Source organism: Limnoglobus roseus (genome assembly GCF_008254045.1).
Classification (GTDB): Bacteria; Planctomycetota; Planctomycetia; order Gemmatales; family Gemmataceae; genus Limnoglobus; species Limnoglobus roseus.
In genome coordinates this window covers 8526657-8544738 of the sequence record NZ_CP042425.1, presented here as the reverse complement: position 1 = coordinate 8544738, position 18082 = coordinate 8526657, and the positions used below count along the sequence as shown (strand labels likewise).

At 66.2% G+C, this 18082-nt stretch carries 10 protein-coding genes; 5 read left to right on the top strand and 5 right to left on the bottom strand.

What is annotated here, in order from left to right:
* Nucleotide 1: 1 nt before the first annotated feature.
* From PX52LOC_RS36425 to PX52LOC_RS36410, 4 genes are read left to right on the top strand one after another with little or no spacing between them, the layout of a single operon-like run.
* Nucleotides 2-1129: a glycosyltransferase family 87 protein gene (locus PX52LOC_RS36425; RefSeq protein ID WP_149114695.1), complete on the top strand. Its 1128-nt coding sequence runs from the start codon at nucleotides 2-4 to the stop codon at nucleotides 1127-1129.
* A complete protein-coding gene (locus PX52LOC_RS36420) occupies nucleotides 1126-2619 on the top strand; it encodes a hypothetical protein (RefSeq protein WP_149114694.1) in 1494 nt (497 codons plus the stop codon). The genes PX52LOC_RS36425 and PX52LOC_RS36420 overlap by 4 nt, the downstream gene beginning before the upstream one ends.
* Entirely contained in the window at nucleotides 2619-3593 is a 975-nt protein-coding gene (locus PX52LOC_RS36415; RefSeq protein WP_168219423.1) for a CobW family GTP-binding protein, read from the top strand. Before PX52LOC_RS36420 ends, PX52LOC_RS36415 begins: the two co-directional genes overlap by 1 nt.
* Nucleotides 3590-4453 carry an alpha/beta hydrolase gene (locus tag PX52LOC_RS36410; protein ID WP_168219422.1) on the top strand — a complete coding sequence of 288 codons (864 nt, stop codon included), beginning with the start codon at nucleotides 3590-3592 and terminating at the stop codon, nucleotides 4451-4453. Before PX52LOC_RS36415 ends, PX52LOC_RS36410 begins: the two co-directional genes overlap by 4 nt.
* Here the strand turns inward: PX52LOC_RS36410 and PX52LOC_RS36405 are convergent, their stop codons facing one another.
* Nucleotides 4454-5836, bottom strand: a complete 1383-nt coding sequence (locus tag PX52LOC_RS36405) for an MATE family efflux transporter (protein WP_149114691.1) — start codon at nucleotides 5834-5836, stop codon at nucleotides 4454-4456.
* A 97-nt stretch (nucleotides 5837-5933) separates the two neighbouring features.
* Between PX52LOC_RS36405 and PX52LOC_RS36400 the strand changes: the two genes are divergently transcribed.
* Nucleotides 5934-7673, top strand: coding sequence for a DUF885 domain-containing protein (locus tag PX52LOC_RS36400; protein ID WP_149114690.1), 1740 nt, complete (start codon nucleotides 5934-5936; stop codon nucleotides 7671-7673).
* Between the two features lie 87 nt (nucleotides 7674-7760).
* Here PX52LOC_RS36400 and PX52LOC_RS36395 read toward each other — a convergent pair whose 3' ends face one another.
* The 4 genes from PX52LOC_RS36395 to gltB all read right to left on the bottom strand — a co-directional run bounded on the left by PX52LOC_RS36395 (nucleotide 7761) and on the right by gltB (nucleotide 18002).
* Nucleotides 7761-10130 carry a DUF255 domain-containing protein gene (locus tag PX52LOC_RS36395; protein ID WP_149114689.1) on the bottom strand — a complete coding sequence of 790 codons (2370 nt, stop codon included), beginning with the start codon at nucleotides 10128-10130 and terminating at the stop codon, nucleotides 7761-7763.
* A gap of 197 nt (nucleotides 10131-10327) precedes the next feature.
* Complete coding sequence (locus PX52LOC_RS36390) at nucleotides 10328-11530, bottom strand: hypothetical protein (RefSeq protein WP_149114688.1); 1203 nt, start codon at nucleotides 11528-11530, stop codon at nucleotides 10328-10330.
* 316 nt (nucleotides 11531-11846) lie between these two features.
* Nucleotides 11847-13319, bottom strand: coding sequence for a glutamate synthase subunit beta (locus PX52LOC_RS36385; protein WP_149114687.1), 1473 nt, complete (start codon nucleotides 13317-13319; stop codon nucleotides 11847-11849).
* Nucleotides 13320-13457: 138 nt separating this feature from the next.
* Nucleotides 13458-18002 carry a glutamate synthase large subunit gene (gltB, locus tag PX52LOC_RS36380; RefSeq protein ID WP_246173573.1) on the bottom strand — a complete coding sequence of 1515 codons (4545 nt, stop codon included), beginning with the start codon at nucleotides 18000-18002 and terminating at the stop codon, nucleotides 13458-13460.
* Nucleotides 18003-18082 lie beyond the last annotated feature (80 nt).

Sequence of the window (18082 nt, the reverse complement as noted above, 5' to 3'; positions counted from 1 at the left end):
CGTGTCGTCCCGCAGCCTCGTCTCGGTCGTGCTGCTCGTCGTGCTCAGTCTTCTTGCCCTTCGCTCGATCGCCAAGCTCCTCGACAACCCCACGGCCTTCCCGCCGCACGACTTCGTCGAGTACTGGTGCGCCGGCGCGCTCAACCTCGCTGGCCGCGATCCCTACGACCCGGCGGCGATGTACGCCCTGGAACAAGAGATCGGCTGGGACATCGGTCAGGCCGTGATGATGTGGAACCCGCCGTGGACGCTGACCGTGGCGATGCCGCTGGCGGAACTGCCGTGGCGGACGGCCCAAATCGTCTGGTTCGCCGTGCGGATCGCGGCCTTCTGCCTGTCGGCCCACCTTCTGGCAACGACGTACCGGCGGCCGCGGGCGGCATGGGCGATCACGTTCACGTGGTTGCCGTGCTACATCGCGTTGCAGTACGGCCAAATCCCGCCACTGATGTTGCTCGGCGTGGCACTGTTCGTGTACCTGGAACAACGCGGCCACCGCTTCGCCGCCGGCTTCGCGTGCGTGCTGCTAGCCGTAAAGCCGCACCTCGCGATTCTCTTCTGGCTGGCCGTCGGCCTTCACGCGATCCGCAACCGCGAGTGGCGGATCGTCGCGGGCGGCCTCGTCGGCGGGCTGGTTTTCTCGGTGTGGCCGCTGGTGCAGAACCCGCAGGTCTTCACGCAATACTTCGCCTCGGCCCGAACCAACCCGCCGACGCAGTGGATGTCGCCGACGCTCGGCACGCTCCTCCGCGCGATCTTCGGCGTCGAACAGTTCTGGCTGCAATTCCTGCCGATGCTCCCCGGCCTCGTCTGGCTCGCCTGGCACTGGGCGAAGACGCGGCGGACGTGGAACTGGACCGAGCAGACGCCGGGGCTGATCCTCGTGTCGTTCGTGACCGCCCCTTACGGCGCGTGGCCGTATGACCTGACGCTGCTAGTGTTGCCGTTCGTGGCGGTGGCGGCCGCGCGAGGGCCGACCGTGCCGCTCGTCGTGTTCTACGCTCTTCTCAACGCCGGGATGCTGGTCTGCGTCGGCCTCGGCTTGCCCGCGCACTGGGCCGTCTGGGTCGCCCCGGTCGCGCTGGGCGGCGGCCTGTACCTGACCACGCGGCGAAATGAGACGGCATGAGGGTCCTCCAGCGAATCGGACCGGTCCCCGCGGTCTTCCTCGGCTTCTGGCTGCTGCTCATGGTCGGCGGCCGGTCGAAGTTGCTGCGCGACCCCGGCACGTTCTGGCACACGACGGTCGGCGAAAAAGTCCTCCGGGAAGGCTTCTTCACCGGCGACCCGTTCACGTTCACGCACGCCGGAGAACGCTGGGTGCCGCACCAGTGGCTCGGCGAAGTGGTCATGGCCGTCGTTCACACCGGTGCCGGGTTCGACGGATACGTTTTGCTCGCCGCGTCCGTCCTGGCGGCGCTGTTCACGTGGCTGACGATCCGCCTGCTTCGCACCGGGCTTCATCCCGTGCCCGCCATCTTGGTGGTGCTGATCGCCTTCGCGGCCGGGGCACTGCAATTCCACGTCCGGCCGCTGCTGCTCACGATGGTCGGCATGACCGTGGTGGCCGTCGCGCTCACGAACTACGACGCCGGGCGAACGTCTCTGCGGCGACTGTTCTGGCTCGTGCCGTTCTTCGTCGTCTGGACGAACACGCACGGCGGAATGCTCGGCGGCTTCGGTACGCTCCTACTGGCGTGGCTCGGCTGGAGCGTTGCGAAACTCATCGGCTGGCCGACGCCGTTTAGCTCGTGGCGGGACGCCGGGTTATTCTTGTTGCTCGCGGTGGTGTGCGGTCTGACCGCGTTCGCGAACCCTTACGGCTGGGAGATTCCGCGGGCGTGGTGGCTCATCATGAGCGGCCCGAAGATTCCGCAACTGATCGAGGAACACAAACGGCTCGACCCGGCTGACCTGACTTCGTGGCCGTTGTTCGCGTTCACCGCGGTCTACCTGTTCGTCCTCGCGGGCTTACGAGAACGGCCGCGCGTCGCATGGTTGCTGCCGATGTTCTGGCTGGCCCAGTCGTTCTTGCGCGTGCGGCACGGTCCGCTGTTCGCGCTCGTCGGGCTGGTGGCCGTCGCCGACCTGTGGCCGCGAACCCGATGGGCCGCGTGGCTGGCAGCGAAGCGCCCCGACCTCCACGACCCAGCCCGCGGCCACTTCGCTTCCCCACCGGCGGCGTGGCTCATCCCGCTGGTGGTCGTGTTCGCCGCCGTCCCGGTATTCCGCGGGTGGGCCAAGTTCGACCGCGAGAAGTGGCCGGTTGAACTGCTACCCTTACTGAAGGAACACGAGCCGAAGACCGGCGAACCGAACCGGATGTTCAACTCGTGCAACCTCGGCGGCTTCGTGATTTACTACACGCCGGGGTACAAGGTGTTTCTCGACGACCGGGCGGAACTGTTCGGCGACGAGTTCCTTGCCCGCTTCGTCGAGGCCGATCAAGATGGCGAAGCCGCGAAGGCGATCGACGCTTGGCAGCGCGAGTACGGCCGGTTCGACTTCGCCCTGGTGACGCCGGGCAGCGAGTTCGCGGCCGAGTTCCGCCGGCGATCGGGCGAATGGGAACCGCTCGGCGAATCGCCCGCGGCCGTGTTCTTCCGGCGGAGGAAGTGATGCGCATTCCGACGAACGTCGTGACCGGGTTCCTCGGCGTCGGCAAGACGACGGCCATCCTCGACCTGCTCGCCCGCAAGGCCGACGGCGAAAGGTGGGCGGTGCTGGTGAACGAATACGGCGAGGTGTCCATCGACCACGCCCTCCTCGAAGGCGGCGGCGGTGACGGCGTGACCGTGCGCGAAGTCGCTGGCGGGTGCGTCTGTTGTGCGACCGCCCCTTACTTGCAAGTCGCGCTGCACCTGCTGCTGACGGAGGCAAAGCCGCACCGCCTGATCGTCGAGACGACCGGCCTCGGGCACCCGGGGGCACTGCTCGAAAAACTCCGGGCCGGCTATTCCGACCGCCTCAACGTGCGGGCAACCGTGACAGTGGTGTCGCCGGACGACTTCACCACGCCGGGGATGTTGGAAAACCCTGTCTTTCGCGAACAGGTTGAGTTGGCCGACGTGCTGGTGCTGAACAAGCTCGACCGCGCCGACGAGAACGTGGTGGCCACGTTCCAACAGTGGGCAAATGGGCTGGAGCCGCCGAAACAACTGATCGCGGCGACACAGTCCGGCCGCCTGGAGCGGGAATGGCTCGACCTTGGCGGCTCGCCGCCGTCGTTGCGAATGGTGGAAGTGCCATCAGAAGTTGTTGCAATATCGACCACGCAAGTGGCCGAACCCAGCCGGCCGCTCCGCTTCGAGTCGGCCGGCTCACCACCGGCGTGCGGGTGGGTCTTCTCGCCCGACGACGTATTCGACGAATACCGCCTGCTGCGATTCCTCGGCCAACTCTCCGGCACGACCCGTCTCAAGGGCGTCTTCCGGACTGAGGGCGAGTGGGTCGCGATCAACCGCGTCGGCACATCAATGACGGTGACGCCGACGAACTACCGCCGTGACAGCCGGGTTGAAGTGTTCGCCGATGGCGCGGAATGGGAGCGGATCGAACGGGGCTTACTCGACTGCTTGCGAGACCAACCGTGACGCCGAACGAAGCCGCCCCGGTACAACAACCACCCGCGCGAGGCTGGCGGCGGTTCATCCGCCGTTGGCTGATCTTCCTCGCCCTGCTTTGGATCGGCTCCGTCATCATGCTCAAGGCACTCGAAAACCGCTTCGTCTACCCCGGCGACACGGCCGCGCAATCGTGGATGGACTCGCCCGCGGCCGACACCGAGGACGTGTGGCTGAAGAGCGCCGACAGCACGATGATTCACGGCTGGTTCTTCCCGAAGCCAGACGCCGCGAACGTGTTCGTCGTCGCCCACGGCAACGGCGGCAACCTCTCGCACCGCGGCCGCCTCGCGGTTCAACTGCGGGACCTCGTCGGCGCGGCCGTCCTGCTGTTCGAGTACCCCGGCTACGGCAAGAGCAACGGCAGCCCTTCCGAACAAGGCTGTTACGCCGCCGGTGACGCCGCAGTCGCATGGCTGATTGCAGAGAAGAAGGTTCCCGCGAATCGCCTCGTGCTGATGGGCGAATCGCTCGGCGGCGGCGTGGCCACGGAGATGGCAACCCGACACGAGCACAAGGCGCTCGTGCTGACGAAGACGTTCACGTCGCTGCCGGCCGCGGCGAAGAACCTGTTCCCGGTGCTGCCGACGCACACGCTGATGAGCAACCGATACGACAACCTCGCGAAACTGCCGAAGGTTCGCACGCCGGTGTTCATCGCCCACGGCACGGCCGATACGCTCGTCCCGTTCCGGCACGCGGAGGAACTGTTCGCTGCCGCGAACGAGCCGAAGGAACTGCACCGCCTGGAAGGGCACGACCACAACGCGATGTTCTCGACCGACTTCTTCGTGGCGTTGAAGGCGTTCCTGAATCAGCACGCGAAGTGACTACACTTTCACCCGCTTCCACTTCCCACTGCTGAAGCGGAGCAGGAACAGTAGGCCGCGGACCCAGATGTCGACGAGCATCGCGAGCCACGCCCCGAAGAGCCCCATGTCGAAGCCGGCGATGGTGCCGAACGGCCCGAGGGAGATTTCCCGGCCGGTGAGCAGGTAGGCCAACGGGATGCGCACGACCAGGAAGCCGAACCACGAGTAGAAGACGCCCACCCGCGTGTCTCCCGCCCCGCGGAGCGCCTGCGTGAAGACGATGGCCGACGCGAGAGCCGGCATGGCGAACGCGACCGTCGTGAGGGCTTGCACGCCGAGGCCGGCGATGTTTTCGTCGTGTGGACTGTAGAACCGGCACATCGGCCACGCGAACAGGTAGAACATGAGGCCCATGAACGACATCGTCCCGCACGCGGCCGCGAACATCATCCACCCGCCGCGGGCCGCCTGATCGGGCCGCCGCGCGCCGAGATTCTGGCTGATGATTGCCATCGACGCCGTGCCGAACGCGCCGCCGGCCTGATACCCGAACGCTTCCCACCGCAGGGCGATGCCGTGGGCCGACGAGGCTTCGTTCCCCAGGTCGTTGACGATCCGCAGGAACCAGAGTTGGCACGCCGCAATCGACAGGCTGTCCGCCGCCGCCGGGATGCTCACCCGCAGGAGGCGGCCGAGCAACGGCCAGTCCGGTTTCAAGTTTGCGAGCGTCAGCTTCAACCCCGATCGCCCGCGGATCAGAAGCGTGAGCACGGCCAAGCCGCCGATGGTGTGGCTGAGGGCCGTGCCCCACGCGATGCCGACGAAATTGAGTTCGGAACCGCCGAACCCGCGTGACGCGAAGTACGCCACCGGCACGTTCACCAGCACCACGCCGGACAGCACGTATAGCCCCGTTCGCGTGTCGCCGGCTCCGATCAAGCACGCGATGCCGCCGGTTTCGATCAACTGCATGGTGACCATCAGCACGAGGGGCGACAGGTACGCGGCCGCGATCTGCGGGGCCGCGTCCTTCAGCCGCAACAGCGACAACAATTCCGGCAGGAACGGCCACGCTACCGCTGTCGCGATCAACCCCATGACGACGGCCAGGAAGATCGCCTGCCCGGTCGTGTGGTTGGCCATGTGCCGATCGTTCGCCCCGACGAACCGGCCGACGAGGGCCGTCGCCCCGGCACTGATGACGACGGCGTAGCAGGTGGTCAGCCAATAAATGTAGTTCGCGGTGTTGAGGGCGGCCTTGTGCGACTCGCCGAACGGCCCGGCGAGGAACTGGTCGTAGTGCTGGATAAAGAGCAGTAAGTATTGCTGAGCGAGCGCGGGCAGGGCCAACTTCAAAACCTGTCGCCAGTCCGCCAACGGAACCGAGGGAGTCGCAGTCATCGGGGTATGATAAGGCCGGCCGCCGGTTGTGACCGGCCGGAAAAATCCTATCCTCACTTCACCTCTCGATCGGCTCGTCGGTGAAGGAGTTCCCCCTGTGACCAACCCCCGCAACCTGTTGTTACTCGTCGTCGCTTTACTCGCGGCGGGTATCGTCCTCGCATCAACAGCGGCCCAGCCCGCGAAGTCCGAGAGTTTCGCCGCGTTCGTCGACGACTACTACGCCAAACTCTTCGCCTGGGACCCGATCCAGGCGACCTACGCCGGTATTCACGACTACGACGACCGCCTCGCCGACCTCTCGGCCGACGCCATCGCGAAGCGGTCCGAGGCGCTGAAGGTGTTCCAGAAACGTCTCGCGGCGATTCGGGCCGAAACACTTGGCGAGACCGACGCCATCGATGCGACGGTTCTCGATCACGCGATCCGGGCCGAGTTGTTGGAGATCGAAACCGTCCGCGATTGGAAGCGGAACCCGATGGTCTACCTCGGCAAGCCGGCCGAGAGCATCGACCTCCTGATGAAGCGGTCTTACGCGGAACCGGCCGACCGCCTGCGGGCGATCATCGGCCGCCTCAAGGCGACGCCGGCTGTCCTCGCAGCGATGAAAGCGAACGTCGAGAACCCGCCGAAGGAGTTCGCCGACCTCGGGCTGATCGTGGCGAAAGGGTCGGCCGGCTTCTTCCACACCGACCTGCCGGCGTGGGCCAAGACGGCGGCCGGCGGCGACGCGAAGTTGCTCGATGACTTCACCACCGCGAACGCCGCCGTGCAAGCCGAGTTCGACGCGACGACGAAGTGGGCCGCAGAGTTGCAGGCGAAGGCAAAGGGCAGCTACGCCATCGGGGCCGACGCCTTCATGAAGAAACTCGCCGCCGAAGAGATGCTCGATATCCCCCTCGACAAACTGCTCGCCATCGGTGAGGCGAACTTGAAGCGCGACCAGGAAGCGTTCCTGGCGACTGCGAAGCTGATCGACGCCAAGAAGACGCCGCTCGAAGTCCTCGCCACGCTGACGGAAGACCACCCGAAGCCTGGCGACCTCGTCACGGCCACCCGCGGGACCATCGAGCGCACGCGGAAGTTCCTGATCGACAAGCAGATCGTCACGATTCCGTCCGAAGTGCGGCCGACGATTGCCGAGACGCCCGCGTTCATGCGGACCGGCGGGTTCGCGTCGATGGACACGCCGGGGGCGTTCGAGACCAAGGCGAAGGAGGCGTTCTACTACGTCACGCCGCCGGAGACCGAGTGGGAGGCGAAGCGGAAGACCGAGCACATGCGGCAGTTCAACACGGCCGGCATGGACGTCATCACCATCCACGAGGCGTACCCCGGCCACTACCTGCAATTCCTGTACGCGAAGCAGTACCCGACGAAGGTCCGCAAGCTCTACACCTGCGGCACGAACGTCGAGGGCTGGGCGCACTACGCCGAGCAAATGATCGTGGACGAGGGTTACGGCAACGGCGACCCGCGCGTGCGGCTGGCACAGTTGAACGAAGCCTTACTCCGCGACTGCCGGTACATCGTTGGCATCAAACTGCACACGGAAGGCTGGACGGTTGAGCAGGGGAAGAAGTTTTTCGTTGAGCAGGGTTACATCGAGCCGGAGGTCGGTTTCCAGGAAGCCCGTCGCGGCACGTACAACCCGACCTACCTCTACTACACGCTCGGCAAGTTGCAGATTCTGAAGCTGCGCGAGGACGTAAAGAAGGCGAAAGGGGCGGCGTTCTCGCTCCAGCAGTTCCACGACAATTTCGTGCGGCAGGGCGGCCTGCCGATCGCGCTGATCCGCCGCCTTCTGCTGCCGGGCGACACGTCGCCGAGTTTGTGACGCCTGGCGAGCAGGGGCGTCAGCCCCCTGATTCTGTCGCGGCGGGAATAGAATCAGGGGGCTGACGCCCCCCGCTCGCCGGGTCGGTCACTTCAGCTTCATCACGCTCGGCAGCAGGCATAACCTTTCCTTGCACGCCAGCACGCGGACGCGCACTTCCAGCACGCCGTCGTCCTTCTTGCGGGGGAGCTTGCCGGTGATCGTCACCGTGCCGTCGTAGACCTTGTAGTCGCCCGTGACGGCGTCCTTGACTGCGGTCCCTTTCGGGAACTCGATGGCGGCCTCGACCTTCTTGTCACCCACGTAGACCTCAACCGTCGTCACCGATTCCTTCAGCGAATCGTTCTCGACCGGGTTCGCGTAAACGTGCCACGGCGCGGCGATGGTGAGCGTGACCGTGAAAGGCTGTGAACCGTCGGCCACCTCGCCCGCCTTCAACTCGGCCTTCACCACGTCGCGCGCTTCCCGCGGGGCCTTCGCGGGCGCTGCGGGTGGGGCGTCCTTCGGCCCGAGGGCAGTCGGATCCTTTTCGGCGATGTCCAGCAGTTCGTCGAGGCCGCGCGACAGGCTCGGCACCGAACCGGGGCTGGTCTTCATCGTTCCCGCGAACAGGCGGACGGTGCGGACGCTGGCGTCGCGATACTTGGCGTCCTTCGTCTTGGCCCACAGCCGCAACAGGTCACGGGCGGCGACGCCGTTGCCCGAAGGTTGAGCGCCATCGTAGCTGTCCTTCGAGCGAGCGAAGAGCTTCTCGTTGTCGTGGGCCGTGAAGTAGAAGCCGCCGTGGTCGGCGTCGCCGTGCCACTTCATCATCGTGTCCGCGACGGCCTTTGATTCGTCGAGCCAACGCGGGTCGCCGGTCGCGTCGTGGAGCGTGAGCAGGCCGTGCAGCAGGAAGGCGTAGTCGTCGAGGAAGGCGGTGCCGCGCGGCGTCGGCTTCTCGTTTGGCACGGCCGCGTACAGGCGGAACAAGCGGTCGTCCTTGCCGCGCATCTTCGTCAGCAGAAAGTCCGCTGCCTTCGCCGCTGCCGCGGTGAACTCCTTGCTCTGGAAGACCTCGCCGGCCCGTGCGTAGCCGGCAATCATCTGGCCGTTCCACGCCGTGATGACCTTCGTGTCGAGGAACGGCCGCTCGCGGTGGCTGCGGTGTTCGAGTAGCTTCGCTTTCAGCGGTTCGAGCTTCGCTAGCAGGTCGGCCTCCGTCATCTTCAAATCTTTCGCCAGTTCCGCCGTCGGCTTCGGTAGCCGCAGGATGTGGTACTTCTCCTCGAAGTTCGTCGCCGCCGCGTCGTAGACCGCCTTCACGAAGGTGACGTCCGCGTCGTTGCCGAGGGCCTTCTGAAGTTCCTCGTCGGTCCAGACGTAGAACTCCCCCTCGCGGCCGTTGCTGTCGGCGTCGAGGGCCGAGTAGAACGCTCCCTCGGGGCTAGTCATCTCGCGGGCGATGAAACTCAACGACTCGGCGACGACCCGCTTGTAGAGCGGGTCGGGCGTCTGCCGGTACGCCTCGGCGTACAGTTCGACGAGCTGCGCGTTGTCGTAGAGCATCTTCTCGAAGTGCGGCACGGTCCATGTCCGCTCCGTGCTGTAGCGGTGGAAGCCGCCGCCGAGGTGGTCGTAGATGCCGCCCTCGGCCATCTTCTGAAGGGTCAACGTCACCCCCGCCGCGAGCTTCTCGCTGCCTGGCTTGCGGGCTTGCTGTTGCAGGAACAGGAGCGCCGCCGCGCGGGGGAACTTGGTGTGCTTGAACGCCTGCAGCTTGTTGCCGATGCCGCCGTGGACGGGGTCGATCTCGAACCACCGGACCGCGTCCTTCACCAGTTCGCGGTCGAGCGGAATGAGCGGTACCGCCCGACTGTTCTTCTCCATTGTCTCGGTCGTCATCTCGGCGATGCGGTTGGCCTGAGCGATCAGTTCCCCGCCCTTCTCGGTGTTCAAGTCGATGACCCGCTTCAGGATCGACTTCAGGCCGGTGATCGTGCCGCCTTCCACCGGCTTGTCGTCCGGCGGGAAGTACGTGCCGCCAAAGATCGGCTTCCCGTCCGGCGTCAGGAACATCGTCAACGGCCACCCGCCGGACTGCCCGACGACCTGGAGCGAGGTCATGTAAATCTCGTCCACGTCCGGCCGTTCTTCGCGGTCCACCTTGATGCAGACGAAATTGTCGTTGAGGGTTTTCGCGACAGCCTCGTTGGCGAACGACTCCCGCTCCATGACGTGGCACCAGTGGCACGAACTGTAGCCGATCGACAGGAAGATGAGCTTCTTTTCTTTCTTCGCGCGGTCGAATGCCTCCTGCCCCCACGGGAACCAGTCCACCGGGTTGTGGCCGTGCTGCTGGAGGTACGGGCTGCTCTCCTTCGCCAACCGGTTCGGCTTACCCTTGTCTTTCGGCTTCGGGTCGGCCGCGGCGAGGGGAAGGGACAAGAGTGCGAGGGCAAGAAGGGTGAGACGCATGGGGGAACTCGGAAGAAGCCCGGCGGGATGGCGTCGGGCTGTTGTACCGAGTTTGTGAAGTGCTGGCGTCAAATGCGCGGGGCCGAAGCCCGGGTCGGTCGAGTCAAGGGAAGTCGGTTCGACGGCAGAAACTTACGCCGAACCTACACTCGCAACCTTCCCCGACCCGACCGACCCGAACTTCGCCCGCGGTCGTGTTAGAAGCGACGGTGAGGCCGCATGCCCTGGAACCGCATCGGCGGGAAGTCCATGTCTTGCGTCGAGGCGTCGGCCACGCTGATGGTGGTCGAGGCGGTGAGGGTCGAGTCCGCCGTGTCGGTCACCGTCACGGTCTGGCTGCCGGTCGTGTTGAGCGTCACGTCCAGGGCCTTCACGCCGCGGTCCTCGGCCGTGAAGGTGTACGTCGCCGGCAGAACGGCCGCCGTGTCGGAACTCGTCACCGTCACCGTGCCGGTGTAGTTGCGGACGACATGGTTGCTGTCGTCGAGGGCCACCACGTAAACCTGCGTGGCCGTGCCCGTCGTGGTCGCCGGCTTGGAGATGACCGCGATCCGCGTCACCACCGGGGCCGCTTCCACGGTCGTCGAGACGTTGCCGGTGACGGTCGCGTCGGCGGTGTCCGTCGCCGTGATCGTCTGGTCGCCGGCCGCGGACGGCGTGATTTCGAAGACGTGGACGCCGCGGTCGCTGCTGGTGAAGGTGTACGCCTCCGGCAGCGTCTCGCCGGTGTCGGAACTCGTCAGGCTGACCGTCCCGGTGTAGGTCGGCACGACGCGGTTGGAGGCGTCGAGGGCCGCGACCGCCACCCGCGTGACGGTGCCGGTGTACACGTCGCGTTCCGTCACCACGAACAGGTGCGTGGCAACCGGGGCCGCTTCGACGTTGATCGTGGCCGAGCCGACAATGGTCCCGGTCGTCGTGTCGGTCGCCGTGATCGTCTGCTCGCCGACGGTGGCGAGTTTCACCGTGAAGGTCGCCCGGCCGCGGTCGTCGGTGGTGAACGTGTAGTTCTCCGGCAGAGTGGCGTCGGCGTCGGAACTCGTCAGCGCGATCGTGCCGGTGTAGTTGCGAACCGGGTGCCCGTCGGCGTCCAGGGCCACGACCGTAATCCGCGCCTCCTGGCCGGCGTAGGTGTCCGCCCGGGCGATCACCTTCAACTGCGTGGTGACCGCGGCGTCGCTCGTGTCGGTCGAAGAACCGGCGGCCGAGGACGCGAACAAGGCCCACGGCGCGTTCAGTGCGTTCTCCGGAGCGAACGACCACCCGGCGTGCGGGACGGCCCGCTCGTCGAGCGCTTCCAGCGACGAGCGAAGGCCCGATCTCGGCGACTTGCGGCCGATCCGTGCGGGACGGGTGGCGGGGTTTCGACTCCAGTAGTCCAGCCAGCGGGAGAAAAACATGCCCATGACCTCACGTGTTGTTCGCGGTGCTTCTGCGTGTTCAGCGGCGATCCTCGGCCGAGTGGGCCGACGCGAGTGCGTGCCGTCAGAGTCTCATCACGGGAAGTGTCGAAGGGCGGGCGCGGGGAAATGGGAAATCGAGCGAAGGAGAGTGCGATGAGGTCGAAATCGGATTCCCTCTCCCCTAGCGTTGAGAGGAGAGGGTGAGGGGAGAGCCGTCACACAACGGAAATGAATCACGAAGCGAGGTAGGTCGTCCCCCTCACCCCGGCCCTCTCCCCCTCAATGCCCGGGGAGAGGGAGACAATCGGCCGCATCAGCCCGCGTGGACCACGCCGAGCGGTAGGTCGCGGCCGCGGAGGCGGCTGGGTTGGGCGGTGAGGTACTCGTCGATGTGTCGGGCGGCCTCACGGCCTTCCGCGATCGCCCACACCACCAGCGATTGCCCGCGGCGACAGTCGCCGGCCGCGAAGACGCCGTCCACCGAGGTCGCATACGGCTTCTTCACAGCGATCGCCCCGCCTTCCGTCATCGCCAGGCCCAACTGCTTCGGCAGCGCCGGTTCCGGCCCGGAGAAGCCGATGGCGAGTAACAACAGGTCGCATGGGAAGACGATCTCCGAGCCGTGCAGTTCCTCGAACTGCCGGTCGCCGTCGTCGTCGAAGTATTGGTGAACGCGAACCGCGTGGAGTTCGGTCACGTTCCCCGCGTCGTCGCCGACGAAGGACTTCGTCTTGATCTGCCAGTCCCGCTTGCCGCCCTCCTCGTGGGCTGGGGTGATGCGCAGGATCTTCGGCCACAGCGGCCACGGCGTGTCCGGGTTCGCGTTCTCCGGCGGGCACGGGTTATAGTCGAGTTGCAGCACCGACTTCGCCCCCTGCCGGTGGCACGTCCCCAGGCAGTCGGCGGCCGTGTCGCCGCCGCCGATGATGATGACGTTCTTGCCCGTCGCCGTGATGGTGTCCTCCGGCAGTTGGTCGCCGAAGCCGCGGCGGTTCTGGGCCGTCAGGAACGTCATCGCTTGCACGACGCCGTTCAGTTGCCGGCCAGGGATGTCCAACTCCCGCGGCTTCATCGCCCCGACGGTCAACAGCAGTGCGTCGTGCTTGTGGCGAATTTCCTGCGGGTCCACGCCCTTGCCGATGTCGGCGTTCAGGACGAAGGTCACGCCCTCGGCTTCCATCTGTGCGATCCGCCGCGTGACGTACAACTTCGCCATCTTGAAGTCGGGGATGCCGTAGGTCAACAGGCCGCCGGGGCGGTCGTCTCGCTCGTACACGGTGACGGCGTGCCCGGCCCGCCGAAGTTGCTGCGCCGCTGCCAGCCCCGCAGGGCCGCTGCCGATGACGCCGACCGACTTGCCGGTCGCGTGCTTCGGCGGTTCGGGCTTGATCCAGTCTTCTTCCCACCCGCGATCGACGATGGCTTGTTCGATCGTCTTGATCGTCACCGGGGCACCGTTCAGCGCGAGCACGCACGACGCCTCGCACGGGGCGGGGCAGGTCTTGCCAGTGAACTCGGGGAAGTTGTTCGTGTCGTGGAGCGCCTTGAGCGCGTCCTTCCATCTGTTGCGGTGGACGAGGTCGTTCCAGTCCGGGATGCGGTTGCCGAGCGGGCAGCCAGTGTGGCAGAACGGGATGCCACAGTCCATGCACCGCGTCGCCTGGGCGCGGGTGCTTTCGGCCGGCATCGAGTGATAGATTTCGTCGTAGTCGCGCAGCCGCAGGTGGATCGGTCGGGGCGTCGGCTTCTGCGCTTCGACGTTCAAGAATCCGCGGGGGTCGGCCATCGTCGGGCTGCCTTTCGTCTAACTTCTTTGACTCTTGAAATGAAGGGGTGAAGGGGTGACACGGTGAAGGGGTGAAAAAGGTAGAAGACCCGTCTTCTCACCCCTTCACCGTGTCACCCCTTCACCCCTTCATCTTCGTTAGCCGTTCACCAGTTCCCACTGGCGTTGAACTTGGCGGCTCTGTTCGAGGACGCGGCGGTAGTCCTTCGGGAACACCTTCACGAACCGGCCGAGGGCCGCGCCGAAGTCGTTGACGATCTCGTTGCCGACCGAGGAACCAGTGTACAAAACATGGCGGTTGATGAGGTTGCTCAACAGGCCTACGTCCTTGTACTCCACCACTGGCACGAGGTCTACCATCTCCAAGTTGCACTGCTCGCGGAACGTCTCGTCGGGGTCGTAGATGAACGCCAACCCGCCGCTCATGCCGGCCGCGAAGTTCCGCCCGGTCGGCCCGAGGACGATGACGATGCCGCCGGTCATGTACTCGCACCCGTGATCGCCGACGCCTTCCACAACGGTCTTCGCACCGCTGTTGCGGACCGCGAACCGCTCGCCGGCCAACCCGCGGAAGTACGCCTCGCCGCCGGTCGCGCCGTACAGGGCGACGTTGCCGATGACGACGTTCTGTTCCGCGACGTAGCCGCTCTCGACCGGCGGGGCGACGATGATCTTGCCGCCGGACAGGCCCTTGCCGACGTAGTCGTTGGCCTGCCCCTTCAGCCGGAGCGTGATGCCGCGGGTGACGAACGCCCCGAAGCTCTGCCCGGCGATGCCGGTGAATCGCAGGTCCACGGTGTCTTCCCGCAGGCCGGCTTCGCCGTGCTTATCGGTGACGAAGTAGCTGAGAAGCGTGCCCGTCGTGCGGTTGCGGTTGGTGATCGGCAGCGACAGTTCGACCCGCCGCGGGTGGTCCGCGGTGGCCTTCGCCGTCTGGACGATCTCCCAGTCCATCTGTTCCGCGAGGATGTCCGGCTGGTGCTCGACGCACCGGATGGGCGTGCCGTGCGGCACCTTCGGCCGGTCGAGCAGCGCGCTCAAGTCGAGGTTCTTCGCCTTCCAGTGCCATGACAGGTCGACGGGGCTGAGCAGGTCCGGGCGGCCGACGATCTCGTCGAGCTTGCGGTAGCCCATCTGGCTCAGCAGTTCGCGGACTTCTTCGGCGACGAAGAACAGGTAGTTGACGACGTGTTCCGGCGTGCCGGCGAACTGCGCTCGCAGCACCGGGTCTTGCGTGGCGATGCCGACCGGGCAGGTGTTCAGGTGGCACTTCCGCATCATGATGCAGCCGAGCGCGATCAGCGGGGCCGTCGCGAAGCCGTATTCTTCGGCCCCCAGGCACGCGGCGATCACCACGTCGCGGCCGGTCTTCATCTGGCCGTCGGTCTGCAACCGCACGCGGCCGCGAAGGCCGTTGCGGACGAGCACCTGCTGCGCCTCGGCCAACCCGAGTTCCCACGGCATGCCGGCGTGCCGGATGCTGGAGAGGGGGCTGGCCCCGGTGCCGCCGGAGTCACCGCTGATGAGGATGCGATCGGCGTAGCCCTTCGCCACACCCGTCGCGATCGTCCCGACGCCGGCCGCGGCGACGAGCTTCACCGAAATCTCGGCGTGCGGGTTCGAGTTCTTCAGGTCGAAGATGAGCTGCGCCAGGTCTTCGATGCTGTAGATATCGTGGTGCGGCGGCGGCGAAATCAGACCGACGCCCGGCGTGCTGTAGCGGGTCTTCGCAATGGCCGCATCGACCTTGTGGCCGGGCAGTTGACCGCCCTCACCGGGCTTCGCCCCCTGGGCCATCTTGATCTGAATCTCGACGGCGTTCGCGAGGTAGTTCGCGGTGACACCGAACCGGCCGCTGGCCACCTGCTTGATGGCACTGCCGCGGAGGTCGCCGCTCGCCTCGCGCTTGAAACGGACCGGGTCTTCGCCACCTTCGCCGGTGTTACTCCGGCCGCCGACGCGGTTGAGCGCGATGGCAAGCGTCTCGTGGGCTTCCTTCGAGATGCTGCCGAAGCTCATCGCCCCGGTGAAGAACCGCTTCACGATCTCCTTCGCCGGCTCGACGAGGTCGAGCGGGATCGGCTTGCGGCCCCACTTGATCGCCATCAGTCCGCGCAGGGTGCAGAGCTGCCGACTCTCGTTGTTGGCGGCACTCGCGAACTTGTCGTACTCGGCCCGGCTCTCGCTGCGGACGGCGTGCTGGAGGCTTTGCACCGTCTCCGGGTTCCACATGTGGTGCTCGCCGCGGCGGCGCCACATGATGTCGCCGCCCGCGTCGAGTTCCGGCGATTCCGCGTCCGGGTCGCCGGGGTAGCCGACGGCGTGCCGGGTCAGTGACTCACGGGCAATCTCGGACAGGCCGATGCCCTGAATGCGGCTCGGCGTGTCGGTGAAGTGCCGGCCGACCAGGTCCGCGCTCAGCCCGATTGCCTCGAACATCTGGGCCCCGCGGTAGCTCATCAGCGTGCTGATGCCCATCTTGCTGAACACCTTCAGCAAGCCGGCGTGGATCGACTTCGTGAAGTTCTGGATCGCTTTCTTCAGGTCGAGGGCCCCGCCGTTCGCGTCGACGAGCATCCCCTCGGCGGCCAACCCCTGGTACGTCTCGTACACGAGGTACGGGTTGACGGCCGCGACGCCGTAGCCGACGAGCAGCGCGAAGTGGTGCACCTCGCGGGCTTCGCCCGTTTCGGCGACCATGCCGCACAGCACCCGCAGACCCGCCCGGATCAGGTGGTGGTGGACGGCGGCGCAGGCCAAGAGCGATGGGATCGCCACCTGCTCGGCGTTCACGCCGCGGTCCGAGAGAATGAGGATCGTCGTACCGCTCCGAACCGCGTCGGCGGCCTTCTTGCAGAGTGCCTCCAGAGCAACTTCCAGCCCGGCCTCGCCGCCACTCTTCGGGAAGAGCGTACTCAGCGTCGCGGCTTTCAGGTTCGGCTGGTCGAGGGCCTTGATCTTCGCGAGTTCCTCGTTCGTGACCGTCGGCCCCTTGAGCCGCAACAGGCGGGCGTGCTCCGGCCCTTCGACCATCAGGTTCGATTCGCGGCCGAGCAGTGCCTCGGTGTTCATCACGACCTTCTCGCGGATCGGGTCGATCGGCGGGTTCGTGACCTGGGCGAAGAGTTGCTTGAAATAGCTGAACAGCAACTGAGCGTTGTTGCTGAGTACCGCCAGCGGCGTGTCCACGCCCATGCTCGAGATCGGCTCTTGCCCGTCCTGGGCCATCGGCAACAGCACGCGCGAAACGTCTTCCTGGGTGTAGCCGAAGGCGTGCTGGCGGTGCCGCAGTTCGGCGAGGTCGGACGCGGGCACGTGGCCGTCCGCCAGCGCGTCGATCTGCACGAGGTTCTCGTCCACCCACTTCCCGTAGGGCTGCTTGCGGGCGACTTCGAGTTTCACATCATCGTCCGCAATGACTTTCCCGCGAACGAGGTCCACGACGAACAACTTGCCCGGCTGGAGGCGGCCGGTGGACCGAATCTCTTCCGGCGGCGTCGGCAGCACGCCGACCTCGCTGGCCACGATCACCCGCTCGTCGGTGACGACGTACCGACCGGGCCGCAGGCCGTTGCGGTCGAGCATTGCGCCGATGATGCTGCCGTCGGTGAACGACAGGCTCGCCGGACCGTCCCACGGCTCGGTCAGGCAGCGGTGGTAGCGGAAGAACCCGCGGACGGCTGGGTCGATGTGCTTGAGTTCCTCGTACGCTTCCGGCACGAGCATCATCATCGTGTGCGTCAGGCTGCGGCCGGAGTGCACGAGCAGTTCGATACTACGGTCCAGCACGGCCGAGTCGCTCAGCCCGTCGAACTCCATCGGCAGACACTTTTCCAGGTCGCCGTCGAGCGCGCCGCCCTTCATCATGCCCTGCCGGGCCTTCATCCAGTGCGCGTTGCCGTTGAGCGTGTTGATCTCGCCGTTGTGCGCGATCATGTTGAACGGCTGCGCGAGCGCCCACTGCGGGAACGTGTTCGTGCTGTACCGGCTGTGGACGAGGGCGAGGGCCGATTCCATCGCCGGGTGCGACAGGTCGGGGAAGTACGCTTGCAACTGGTCGGGCTTCAGCATCCCCTTGTAGACGAGCGTGCGGGCGCTGCTACTGGCGAGGGCGAAGCCGGTCGCGTTGGCGGCCCCGGTCGTGGCCGCCCAGCGTTCGGCCCGGCGGCGAATGACGTAAAGTTTCCGCTCGAAGGAGTCCGCGTCGGTCGTGGCCTTGCCGCGGCCGATGAAGAGTTGTTCCATCACCGGCTCTGACGACTTCGCGAGCCATCCGATTGCCGCCGACACGACCGGCACTGACCGCCAGCCGAGAACGGCCTGCCCCTCTTCTTGAACGATCGCCTCGCACGCCCTCTTGCAGGCCTCGCGAGCTGCGTCATCGACCGGCAGCATGGCGAAAGCCACGCCGTAGCTGCCGATCGCCGGCAGGGTGATTTTGAGTTTGCCGGCCGCGTCGCGGAGGAACAGGTCGGGCAACTGGATCAGAATGCCCGCCCCGTCGCCGGTGTCCTGGTCGCAGCCGCACGCCCCGCGGTGCTGGAGGTTGCGCAACAGTTGCAGGCCGTCTTCGACGATGGCGTGCGATTTGCGGTTCCGCAGGTCCGCGACGAAGCCGACGCCGCAGGCGTCCCTCTCAAACGCGGGGTGATAGAGGCCCTCGGCAACCGGCGGGAGGGGCATGAAGTTTGTTTGCACGGGAGGCATAGTCTCGTAGCGAGGACGGTAATCGAACCGGGGAGAGCGGCCGAAGGGAGAGAGAG